Origin of the sequence: Streptomyces milbemycinicus (genome assembly GCF_002154605.1) — a bacterium.
GTDB classification, from domain to species: domain Bacteria; phylum Actinomycetota; class Actinomycetes; order Streptomycetales; family Streptomycetaceae; genus Streptomyces; species Streptomyces milbemycinicus.
The window spans coordinates 1-11,082 of record NZ_MUNE01000319.1 but is presented as its reverse complement, the minus strand read 5'-3'; the positions used below and the strand labels follow the sequence as shown (position 1 = coordinate 11,082).

Annotated in this window: 9 protein-coding genes and 1 riboswitch; of the genes, 7 read left to right on the top strand and 2 right to left on the bottom strand. The window is 74.3% G+C overall.

All coding sequences use genetic code 11. From position 1 onward, the window contains the following. Nucleotides 1-271: 271 nt before the first annotated feature. Together CCN51_RS25145 and CCN51_RS25140 are read right to left on the bottom strand one after the other, a co-directional pair. Nucleotides 272-1,408 (bottom strand): alpha/beta hydrolase family protein, encoded by a 1,137-nt coding sequence (locus CCN51_RS25145; protein WP_014180718.1) that lies wholly within the window; start codon nucleotides 1,406-1,408, stop codon nucleotides 272-274. Between the two features lie 97 nt (nucleotides 1,409-1,505). After that, a complete protein-coding gene (locus tag CCN51_RS25140) occupies nucleotides 1,506-2,141 on the bottom strand; it encodes a class II aldolase/adducin family protein (RefSeq protein WP_043492079.1) in 636 nt (211 codons plus the stop codon). 394 nt (nucleotides 2,142-2,535) lie between these two features. On the opposite strand from CCN51_RS25140, the gene CCN51_RS25135 reads away from it, so the two are divergent. The 7 genes from CCN51_RS25135 to CCN51_RS25105 all read left to right on the top strand — a co-directional run. Then, nucleotides 2,536-3,783 (top strand): inorganic phosphate transporter, encoded by a 1,248-nt coding sequence (locus tag CCN51_RS25135; protein WP_014180716.1) that lies wholly within the window; start codon nucleotides 2,536-2,538, stop codon nucleotides 3,781-3,783. Between the two features lie 12 nt (nucleotides 3,784-3,795). Further along, nucleotides 3,796-4,062, top strand: coding sequence for a hypothetical protein (locus CCN51_RS25130; protein WP_014180715.1), 267 nt, complete (start codon nucleotides 3,796-3,798; stop codon nucleotides 4,060-4,062). A gap of 123 nt (nucleotides 4,063-4,185) precedes the next feature. Next, nucleotides 4,186-4,386: riboswitch (cobalamin riboswitch) on the top strand. A gap of 154 nt (nucleotides 4,387-4,540) precedes the next feature. Beyond that, nucleotides 4,541-5,761, top strand: a complete 1,221-nt coding sequence (locus tag CCN51_RS25125; RefSeq protein WP_014180713.1) for a cobalamin biosynthesis protein — start codon at nucleotides 4,541-4,543, stop codon at nucleotides 5,759-5,761. Next, entirely contained in the window at nucleotides 5,758-7,452 is a 1,695-nt protein-coding gene (locus tag CCN51_RS25120; protein ID WP_014180712.1) for a cobyric acid synthase, read from the top strand. Before CCN51_RS25125 ends, CCN51_RS25120 begins: the two co-directional genes overlap by 4 nt. After that, the gene (locus tag CCN51_RS25115; protein WP_014180711.1) at nucleotides 7,449-9,641 is read left to right on the top strand and encodes a putative cobaltochelatase; all 2,193 of its coding nucleotides are present in this window, start codon (nucleotides 7,449-7,451) and stop codon (nucleotides 9,639-9,641) included. The genes CCN51_RS25120 and CCN51_RS25115 overlap by 4 nt, the downstream gene beginning before the upstream one ends. After that, nucleotides 9,641-10,246 (top strand): cob(I)yrinic acid a,c-diamide adenosyltransferase, encoded by a 606-nt coding sequence (cobO, locus tag CCN51_RS25110; RefSeq protein ID WP_014180710.1) that lies wholly within the window; start codon nucleotides 9,641-9,643, stop codon nucleotides 10,244-10,246. Before CCN51_RS25115 ends, cobO begins: the two co-directional genes overlap by 1 nt. A gap of 24 nt (nucleotides 10,247-10,270) precedes the next feature. Continuing rightward, nucleotides 10,271-11,082 (top strand): cobyrinic acid a,c-diamide synthase CobB (locus tag CCN51_RS25105; RefSeq protein WP_107426071.1); only part of this gene is annotated, 812 nt, incomplete at its 3' end.

Below are 11,082 nucleotides of genomic sequence, written 5' to 3'. Positions count from 1 at the left end.
ACGCCCCGCCCGCCCGAGGGCACTCCGCCGCCCTCGGGCGGGCGGGGCGTCGGTCGGGAGCCGCGGTTCGGCACAACCCGGCGGGCTGTGGCCATCGGCCGCTGGCGGACGAGTCGGAGCCGGGAGTCGCGCGGAGTACGGGACGTCACGGGAGCAGTCTCGCCCGTGACGGCCCGAAAGCCCAATCGGCACCCGTACGGCGGTTGCCCGCGCTGGTCACAAAGGTCGCCGACGGCGCTTCCCGACCCCCTCTCCGCGCCGGTAGCGAGGGTCACATCAACGGCATCAGAAAGCGGCCCAGCATGTCTTCGTACCCTTCGGGGTCGGCGTTCCACATCGCGGCGTGCGGGGCGTGGCGCACCGGGTGAAGGGTGACCAGTTCCGAGTGGCGCTCGGCGAGTTCACGCGAGGCGCCCCAGGGGGCGATGGTGTCGTCCGGGCCGTGGATGATCAGCGTCGGCACCTTGGGCCCGTCCAGGTCGGCCATCGCGGCCTGCTCCAACAGTCGGTCCCCGTGCAGTCCCGCCCGCCCCTCGGCGGCCCGTATCGCCAGCGGCAGCAGCGCGGAGGGGATGCGCCGGGCCGAGGCGAGCGCCCGCAGGGTGGCCTGCCAGTCGAGCACCGGGGAGTCCAGGACGAGCCCGCTGATCCGGTCCCGCAGCGCGGAGGCCGCGGCGGCGCGCAGGGCCATGGAGGCGCCGATGGACCAGCCGTACAGGATGACGCTCTCCGCGCCGTAATGCACCGCGTAGCGGATGGCGGCGTCCAGATCGCGCCACTCGGTCTCGCCGAGGTGTCCGATGCCGTCCTCGGGGCGGGGGGCGCCCACATCGCCGCGGTAGGCGACGTCGAGCAGCGGGAACCGCCGTTTGTGCAGGAACGGCATGAGCACCATGGGGTGCTCACGGGTGGTGCCGAGGCCGTGCACGGTGATCATCCAGGCGGAGCGGTCGCCGGGTATGAACCAGGCTGGCAGCTGGCCCAGTTCGCCGGGTACGTCGACGTCGGCGTGGTCGATCCCGAGCGCGTCCCGTGGATTGCCGATGTGCACCTGCGGGGTGAAGCGGACGCGGGTGCCGGGGGCCAGGGTGCCGTACGTCACCCGCTCCAGGCGGCGGACCACGGAGTCCGCGGGGTGCGGGGCGTCCTCGACCACGGGCCCGACGACGGCGTGGCAGCCGGAGCCGGCGAGGCCGTACGTGCCCGGGCGCAGGGAGGCGAGGCTGCGGGTGAGGGTGATCCGGCCGGCCTCGGTGGCGTGCACGGTCAGCCGCGGGTCGTGCGGGAACGGCCGGCCGGGGCCGGGCCTGAGGGCGGCGCCGCTGGCGTACCGCCCGGCCGCCACCGCGGCCGCGCCGGCACTGAGCATCGTGGTGGCGGCCACAACCGCCTTCGTCCGCAGCTGCATCTCTCCCAGTGTGGGCGGGGATGCCGCGGCGGGCCAGCGGGCGCTGCCCGGCCGGGTGACCGACCCGCGACCTGCCTGGCTCAGTGAGGCTGGTCGCTCAGCGAGGCTGGCCGTAGCCGCTGAGCTTGTCCGCGGCGCGGCGCAGCTCTTCGGGTGACAGCAGGGCCGGGGTGTACCCGGGGACGGCGGCCGCGGTGAGCCAGACCCGGCACATCCACTCCAGCTGGGCCGTCCGGTCGTACGCCTGGTCGAGCGTGGCGCCGTGGACGACAGTGCCGTGGTTGCGCAGCAGACAGCCGGTGCGGTCGCGCAGTGCGTCGAGCATGTTCTGGGCCAACTCGTCGGTGCCGTACAGGGCGTAGCCCGCGACGCGCACCGGGCCGCCGAGGGCGCAGGTCATGTAGTGGATCGCGGGGACCTCGTCGACCAGTGTGGAGACGGCCGTGGCGTGTACGGCGTGGGTGTGGACGACGGCCGCGGCGTCGGTGTCGCGGTAGATGGCGAGGTGCATCGGCAGTTCGCTGGTGGGGGCCAGTTCGCCGATCACCTGACGCCCGTCCAGGTCGACGCCGACCGCGTCACCCGGGCCGAGCCGGTCGTACGGGACGCCGCTCGGGGTCACCAGGACGATATCGCCGACCCTGGCCGAGACATTGCCCGAGGTGCCGACGACCAGGCCGTCGGCGACCGTCCTGCGGGCCGTCTCCACCACCCGTTCCCAGCCCTCCCGCAGGTCCGGTCGCTCCCCAAGTCCGTTCGGTCGTGCGGTCTCCGGCTTCGTCACGATCCCTCACCTCCGGGCGCCGATCATGGCAGGCGAGCCGTCGTGTACGCATCAGGGCGGGGGCGAGACGATCATCGGCGCCGCCTTCCCGCAGGTGCGTCACCCCCGAGCCCCCCTCAGTTCACCTTCCGTTCACTCCATGTCCTTACCGTCGTGGCCGCACCCTTTGGTTGTCGCACTGATTGCCCAAGGGTGTGCGAATCCTCCCCCTCCCACAGGAGGGGCTTCTCGTGCGGCCATCCCGGTGGCCTCGCGGTGGCCAAAATGCACTACGCACCGTAGTCACGCGGCGGCGCTCCGTGTCGCCAAGTTCGGGGATCGCATTCCCCCACGAAGGAGTTCGATGGAACACATCACGCTTCTCATTGGGATCGTGATCGTCACGGCCTTGGTGTTCGACTTCACGAACGGCTTCCACGACACGGCCAACGCCATGGCGACCACGATCTCCACGGGGGCTCTCGGTCCCCGGATCGCGGTGGCGATGTCGGCGGTCCTCAATCTCGTCGGCGCGTTCCTCTCCGTGGAGGTCGCCAAGACGATCTCCGGGGGGATCATCGACGAGGACGCCGGAGTCCGCCCCGAAGTGATCTTCGCGGGTCTGGTCGGCGCGATCCTGTGGAACCTGCTGACCTGGCTGGCCGGGCTGCCCTCCAGCTCCTCGCACGCCCTCTTCGGCGGCCTCATCGGCGCCACTCTGGTCTCCGTCGGCATGGACGGGGTCAACAGCGACAAGATCGTCATGAAGGTCCTGATCCCGGCCGTCGCCGCGCCGATCGTGGCCGGGGTCGCCGCCCTGGTCGCGACCCGGCTCACCTACCGGCTGGCCCGCGGCCGCGACCCCCAGGACACCGCGAAGGGCTACCGCGCCGGGCAGATCGCCTCGGCCGCGCTGGTCTCCCTCGCCCACGGCACCAACGACGCCCAGAAGACCATGGGGGTCATCACCCTGGCCCTGATCACCGGCGGCGTGATCGCGCCCGACTCCGACCCGCCGCTGTGGGTCATCGTCTCCGCGGGCCTGGCCATCGCCCTCGGTACGTACCTGGGCGGCTGGCGCATCATCCGCACCATGGGCAAGGGCATCACCGACATCCAGCCGCCGCAGGGCTTCGCCGCCCAGACCGGCGCCGCGACCGTCATCCTCGCCTCGTCCCACATCGGCTTCGCGCTCTCCACCACCCAGGTCTGCTCCGGCTCCGTGATGGGCGCGGGGGTCGGCCGCAAGGGCGGTGTGGTGCGGTGGTCCACCGCGGGCCGCATGGTCCTCGCCTGGGTGCTCACCCTGCCCGCCGCGGGCCTCGTCGCGGGCGGCGCTGCGCTGCTGGCGGACCAGGGCGACTGGGGCGTCACGGCGGTCGCCGTGCTCGCGGTCGCCGCCTGCGCCGGGATCTGGGCGGCCTCGCGCCGCAAGCCCGTCGACCACACCAACGTCAACGACATCGACGAGGCTGCGGCGCTGCCGGCCGAGCCGGTGGGCGTCGTCACGGCGGCCCTCCAGTCCGTAGCCCCGCCGCCTGCCCGTGCCGCTACCGCCTCCTCCTCCGCCACCCCGGCCGGCGCCTCCGCGGCCACCGGCAGCACCAGCTAAGGAAGTAACGCGATGAGCATCGACTGGGCGGCCCTCGGCCAGGTCTCCGGCATCAGCCTCCTGGTGACCGTCGGCTTCGTGGGCGTCTTCACCCTCGGCATCCTCGGCACCTCCCGCAAGCCGCAGCAGGCGGAGGCGGGCACAGACACGGCCGCCACCGCTTCCACCGCCTCGGCCCCGGCCGGCGGCGCCTTCGGCCCCGCGCGCGCCGGCGCTTACCTCTGCTTCGCACTGTGCGCGGCGGTCGTTGCGTACGGCATCAACTTGATCGTGGCCTGACCCCGCTCGACCCATCTCACGGCCGCCGGGCTGGAACGCGCCGACCAGCGCGTTCCAGCCCGGCGGTTGTGGCATGTGCTCCTCGGCACACTCACGCAGGGTGGGGCATTCGCGAGTTGACGGCCATTCGCGGCCCATGGTGGACTTCCGGAGCCAAACGGCGGCAGGAGAGGAAGCCGGTGAGAATCCGGCGCGGTCCCGCCACTGTCACCGGGGAGCGCTCTCCCATCACCTGTACGAGTCACGGCCGTCCACACCGCGGCTGGAAGACCGGGAGAAACGCGGATCCGGGAGCCAGGAGACTCTCACCGCCGGTCACGTCGAACCAGGGCGCGGACCCTGAGTGAGGACATAACGCCATGCCCGGCACCGCCATGCCGCCGACCCGTCCGCGGCCCTTCCGCCACGTCTCGGCGTTCCCGACACTCCTGACGTTGCCGATGTTCCTGATGCTCCGAGGCAAGACGGCGGACTGACGATGCGTGCCGATCACGCCTCGTACGCGTGCGGCGCCGCCCTCGGCTTTCTCGGCGACCTCGCCATGGGCGATCCGCGCCGCGGCCACCCTGTGGCCGCGTTCGGGCGCGCCGCCCTGGCCGTCGAGCGGCTGCTGTGGCGCGACCACCGCGGATCCGGGGCTCTCTACACCGCGCTGTGCGCGGGCGGCGCGGCCGCGGGCGCCGTGCTGTCGATGCGCGCCGTACGGGCCTTGGGACGCCCCGCGTCGGGCGGCTCCGCTCTGGGCAGCCCCGTCGCGAAACCCTCGGGACGTCCCGTCTTGGGGCGCCCCGCCTCGGAAACCTCCGCCCTGGGGCGCCCCTCCCCCGTCGCGCAGACCATGCTGACCGCCGCCGCCACCTGGGCGGTGCTCGGCGGCACGACGCTGGGCCGGGAGGCGCGGGCTATCGGCGGCGCGCTGGCCGCCGGGGACCTCGACACCGCCCGGCGGCGGCTGCCGCACCTGTGCGGGCGCGACCCGCAAGCGCTGGACGAGTCGCAGATCGCGCGCGCGGTCGTCGAGTCGGTCGCCGAGAACACCTCGGACGCCGTCGTGGGCGCGCTGGTGTGGGGGGCCGTCGGCGGGGTGCCGGGCCTGGTCGGCTTCCGGGCCGTCAACACCCTGGACGCGATGGTGGGCCACAAGTCGCCGCGCTACCGGCGGTTCGGATGGGCCTCGGCCCGGCTGGACGACCTGGCCGGCTGGCCCGGCGCGCGGCTCACCGCGGCGCTGGCCGCCCTGGCCGGGCCCGATCCGCGCGGCGCATGGCGCGCCTGGCGGCACGACGGCCACCGCCATCCGAGCCCCAACGCGGGCCCCGTGGAGGCCGCGTTCGCGGGCGCGCTCGGCGTACGGCTGGGCGGCACCCTCGCGTACGGCGGCCGCGTCGAGCACCGGCCCGTGCTCAACCCCGACGGGCAGCCGGTCGAGGCGGCCGACATCGAGCGCGCGGTGCGGCTTTCGCGGCGCGTCGGCGCCCTGGCGCTCGGCGTGTCCGTCGCGGCCCGACTGACTGTGGGAGCCCGACTGGCGGCGGGGACCCGGCTGACGGCGAGGGCGGCGCGGCAGTCGGCCCGTACGGCCGCGCGGCCCGCCGCCGCGCCCGTACCCGCCGCGCGTGCACACGAGGCACCCGGCACGGGCCGGTCGGGCGGCCCGGCGACGGTGCGGCCGACGGCCGCGGGGAGGGACGAGGGATGAGCGGGAGACAGGGCGGGGGCGCGCCGGGCGGCGGGCTGCTCGTCGCGGGTACGACCTCGGACGCGGGCAAGAGCGTCGTCACGGCCGGGATCTGCCGCTGGCTCAGCCGTAAGGGCGTCAGAGTCGCGCCCTTCAAGGCGCAGAACATGTCGCTCAACTCCTTCGTGACCCGCGACGGGGCGGAGATCGGCCGCGCCCAGGCCATGCAGGCCGCCGCCGCGCGCGTCGAGCCGAGCGCCCTGATGAACCCCGTCCTGCTCAAGCCCGGCAGCGACCGCAGCAGCCAAGTGGTGCTGCTGGGCAAGCCGGTGGGCGAGCTGAGCGCACGCGGGTATTTCGGGGGGTCTGGGCCCGCGGCGAAGCCGCTGTCGGGCGCAGTGTCCCCCGGGGAAAAGCTGCACGCGGGGCGGCAAGAGGCGCTGCTGGGGACCGTCACCGAGTGCCTGGCCGAGCTACGGCGTACGCACGACGCGGTGATCTGCGAGGGCGCGGGCAGCCCCGCCGAGATCAATCTGCGCCGCACCGACATCGTCAACCTGGGGCTCGCCCGGGCCGCCCGGCTGCCGGTCGTGGTGGTCGGGGACATCGACCGCGGCGGCGTCTTCGCGTCGTTCTTCGGCACGACCGCGCTGCTCTCCGAGGCCGACCAGCGGCTGGTCGCGGGCTATCTGGTGAACAAGTTCCGCGGCGATGTGACCCTGCTGGAGCCGGGCCTTCAGATGCTGCGCGGCCTGACGGGCCGCCCGACCATGGGCGTGCTGCCGTACGCGCACGGGCTCGGCATCGACGAGGAGGACGGGCTGCGGGTGTCGCTGCGCGGGGCGGTGCGCGAGAGCGTCGTCGCGCCGCCGCACGGCGCGGACATCCTGCGGGTCGCGGTCGCCGCCGTGCCGCTCATGTCGAACTTCACGGACGTGGACGCGCTGGCCGCCGAGCCGGGCGTGGTCGTGCGGTTCGTGGACCGGCCGGAGGAACTGGCCGACGCCGATCTGGTGGTCGTGCCGGGCACCCGCGGCACCGTACGGGCGCTGGCGTGGCTGCGCGAACGCGGGTTGGCCGCGGCGATCGCGCGGCGGGCGGCGGAGGGCCAGCCGGTGCTGGGCATCTGCGGCGGCTTCCAGATGCTCGGCGAGCGCATCGAGGACGAGGTCGAATCGCGCGCCGGGACCGTCGAAGGGCTCGGGCTGCTGCCGGTGCGGGTGCGGTTCGCGGTGCACAAGACCCTGGCCCGGCCGGTCGGCGAAGCGCTGGGCGAGCCGGTAGAGGGCTACGAGATCCACCACGGGGTCGCCGAGCTGCTGGACGGCGCGGACGAGCCCTTCCTGGACGGCTGTCGGGTCGGCTCGGTGTGGGGCACGCACTGGCACGGCTCGCTGGAGAGCGACGGCTTCCGGCGCGCCTTCCTGCGGCGGGTCGCGGACGCGGCGGGCCGGGCGTTCGTCCCGGCGCCCGACACCAGCTTCGGGGAGCTGCGCGAGGAGCAGCTGGACCGGCTGGGCGACCTGATCGAGGAGCACGCGGACACGGACGCGCTGCTGCGGCTGATCGAGAACGGCGTACCGGACGGGCTGCCCTTCGTCCCACCGGGGGCGCCGCCCCAGCCTCCCGGTCCGTCGCTGCCCTCTCCGAGGGCGGCTGCGGACCCAGACGACCACCACCGCGCCCACACCGCAGGAGGTACCCAGGCATGACCGCCACCCCCTACCCGTTCACCGCGCTCGTCGGAATGGCCGACCTGCGGCTGGCGCTCCTGCTCAACGCCGTGTCACCGGCCGTCGGCGGAGTGCTGGTGCGCGGCGAGAAGGGCACCGCGAAGTCGACGGCGGTGCGGGCGCTTGCCGCCCTGCTGCCCGGCATCGACGTGGTGGCCGACTGCCGGTTCTCCTGCGACCCCGCCGCGCCCGACCCGGGCTGCCCGGACGGCCCGCACGAGCCGGGCAGCGGCACCGTACGCCCCGCCCGGATGGTCGAGCTGCCGGTCGGCGCCTCCGAGGACCGGCTGGTCGGGGCGCTGGATATCGAGCGGGCGCTGTCCGACGGGGTGAAGGCGTTCGAGCCGGGTCTGCTGGCCGACGCGCACCGCGGCGTGCTGTACGTCGACGAGGTCAACCTGCTGCACGACCACCTGATCGACCTGCTGCTCGACGCGGCCGCCATGGGCGCCTCCTACGTGGAGCGCGAGGGCGTGTCCGTACGGCACGCGGCGCGCTTTCTGCTGGTGGGCACCATGAACCCCGAAGAGGGCGAGCTGCGGCCGCAGTTGCTGGACCGCTTCGGCCTGACGGTGGAGGTCGCGGCGTCGCGGGACACCGACGAGCGGGTCGAGGTGGTGCGGCGGCGGCTGGCGTACGACGAGGACCCGGCCGGGTTCGCGGCGCGCTGGGCGGACGAGGAGGGCACGCTGCGGGAGCGCGTGGCGGCGGCCCGCGCCCTGCTGCGGCAAGTGCGGCTGAGCGATGGCGCGCTGCGGCAGATAGCGGCGGTGTGCGCGGCGTTCGAGGTGGACGGGATGCGCGCGGACATCGTGACGGCGCGAACGGCGACAGCGCTGGCGGCGTGGGCGGGGCGTACGGAGGTGACCACCGAGGACGTACGGCAGGCCGCGCTGCTGTCGCTGCCGCACCGGCGGCGGCGAGCGCCGTTCGACGCGCCGGGGCTGGACGAGGACAAGCTCGACGAGGTGCTGCGCGAGACCGGCGGCGGGGACGACGAACCGGACCCGGGGCCGGGGCCGGAGGGTCGGGACGAACAGGACGGACCTGGCGGGCCGGACGGACCTGGCGGTCCAGGGGGTCCGGACGGCCCGGGCGGCGGGCAGCCGCCGCAGGGCGCGCCGGAGCAGTCGCCGCCGTCGGCCGGATCGTCCGTACCGGAGCAGCGCACGGGCCCCGACGGCTCCAACGGCCCCGAGGGATCCAACAGCTCGGACAGCCAGGTCTCTGATGCCACCGACGAGGGCGTGGGCGGGGCCGCGGCGGGCGGGCCCGGCGGCGAACGCGCGGCCGTGGGCGCCGCCGAGCCGTTCCGGACCCGGCGGCTCGACGTACCGGGGCTCGGCGAGGGCGCGGCGGGGCGGCGGTCGCGCGCCCGTACGGCCCACGGCCGTACCACCGGCGCGCGCCGCCCCCGCTCCACCCTGTCCAAGCTGCATCTGTCGGCGACCATACGGGCCGCCGCACCGCACCAGCGCTCGCGCGGCCGACAGGGCCCCGGGCTCGTGGTGCGCCGTGACGACTTGCGTGAGGCGGTGCGCGAGGGCCGCGAGGGCAACCTCGTGCTGTTCGTGGTGGACGCGTCGGGGTCGATGGCCGCGCGGAAGCGTATGAGCGCCGTCAAGGGCGCCGTTCTGTCGCTGCTGCTGGACGCCTACCAGCGACGGGACAAGGTCGGACTGATCACCTTCCGGGGCGCCGAGGCCGCCCTGGCGCTGCCGCCCACCTCGTCGGTGGACGCGGGCGCCGCCCGGCTGGAGAAGCTGCCCACCGGCGGGCGCACCCCGCTGGCCGCCGGGCTGCTGAAGGCACACGAGGTGCTGCGGATCGAGCGGCTGCGGGATCCGTCGCGCCGTCCGCTGCTGGTCGTGGTGACGGACGGGCGCGCCACGGGCGGCCCGGACCCGGTGGCCCGGGCCGGGCGCGCGGCCCGGCTGCTGGCCGACGACGGGGTCGCCTCGGTGGTGGTGGACTGCGAGGCGGGGCCCGTCCGGCTGGGCCTGGCGGGCGCGCTGGCGCACGAACTGCGCGGGACGCCGGTGACGCTCGACGAACTGCGCGCGGACAGCATGACCGCGCTGGTGCGCGACGCGCGCGGGACAAACACCGCACGGACCGTACGAGAGACACGGACCGTTTCCGTACGAGGGACCTGGAGGGCCGCCTGATGCCGCAAGGACAACCGACCGTCGTACCCGACGACGGGCTGACCACCCGGCAGCGCCGCAACCGGCCGCTGGTACTCGTGCACACGGGCGTCGGCAAGGGCAAGTCGACGGCCGCGTTCGGGCTGGCGCTGCGGGCGTGGAACCAAAGTTGGCCGGTCGGTGTATTCCAATTTGTAAAGTCCGCGAAGTGGCGGGTCGGCGAGGAGCGTGCGCTGCGCGTCCTCGGCGAGTCGGGCGAAGGGGGGACCGTCGCATGGCACAAGATGGGCGAGGGCTGGTCATGGCTCCAGCGCTCCCAGCAGGACGCCATCTCCAGCGAGGAGGCGGCGCGCGAGGGGTGGGAGCAGGTCAAGCGGGACCTCGCGGCGGAGACATACCGGCTGTATGTGCTGGACGAGTTCGCATACCCCATGCACTGGGGCTGGGTGGACACCGACGAGGTGGTGTCGGTGCTGCGCGACCGGCCCGGGACCCAGCATGTGGTCATCACGGGGCGTAACGCACCGCAGAAGCTGCTGGACTTCGCGGATCTGGTCACCGATATGTCAAAGGTCAAGCACCCGATGGACGCCGGTCAGAAGGGGCAGCGGGGCATCGAGTGGTGAGTGTTCAGTGGTGGTGAGAGTTCAGTGGTGAGCGTGCCGCGCCTGGTCATCGCCGCGCCCGCGTCCGGCAGCGGCAAGACCATGGTGGCCACGGGGCTGATGGCCGCCTTCGCGGAGCGCGGTCTCAATGTGTCGCCGCACAAGGTCGGCCCGGACTACATCGACCCCGGCTATCACGCGCTGGCCGTCTCGTCCCCGGCCCGCTCCGGGCGGGCGGCCCGCCCGGGCCGCAATCTGGACGCCTATCTGTGCGGGCCGGAGCGGATACGCCCGCTGTTTCTGCACGGGGCGGCCGGCTGTGATCTGGCGGTCGTCGAAGGCGTGATGGGGCTGTACGACGGGGCGGCCGGGCAGGGCGAGTTGGCGTCGACGGCGCATGTGGCGAAGCTGCTGCGCGCACCGGTGGTGCTGGTGGTGGACGCCTCGTCGCAGTCCCGCTCGGTGGCGGCGCTGGTGCACGGCTTCGCATCCTGGGACCCCGAGGTGCGGTTGGCCGGGGTGATCCTCAACAAGGTCGGCTCGGACCGGCATGAGGAGCTGCTGCGGGAGGCGCTGGACGAGTCGGGGGTGCCGGTCCTCGGGGCGCTGCGCCGGATGCGCGCGGTGCACGCCCCGAGCCGCCATCTGGGTCTGGTGCCGGTGGCCGAGCGGCGGGCGGAGGCGGTCGAGTCCGTGGCCGCGCTGGCCGAACGGGTACGCGAGGGCTGCGACTTGGAGGCCCTGTTGGCCCTGGCGCGCAGCGCACCGCCGCTGGCGGACCCGCCCTGGGACCCGGAGCGGGAGACCGCCCCCGCGCGGGGTGGGGTGGGGGCGGTCTCCCGCTCCGGGTCCCAGGG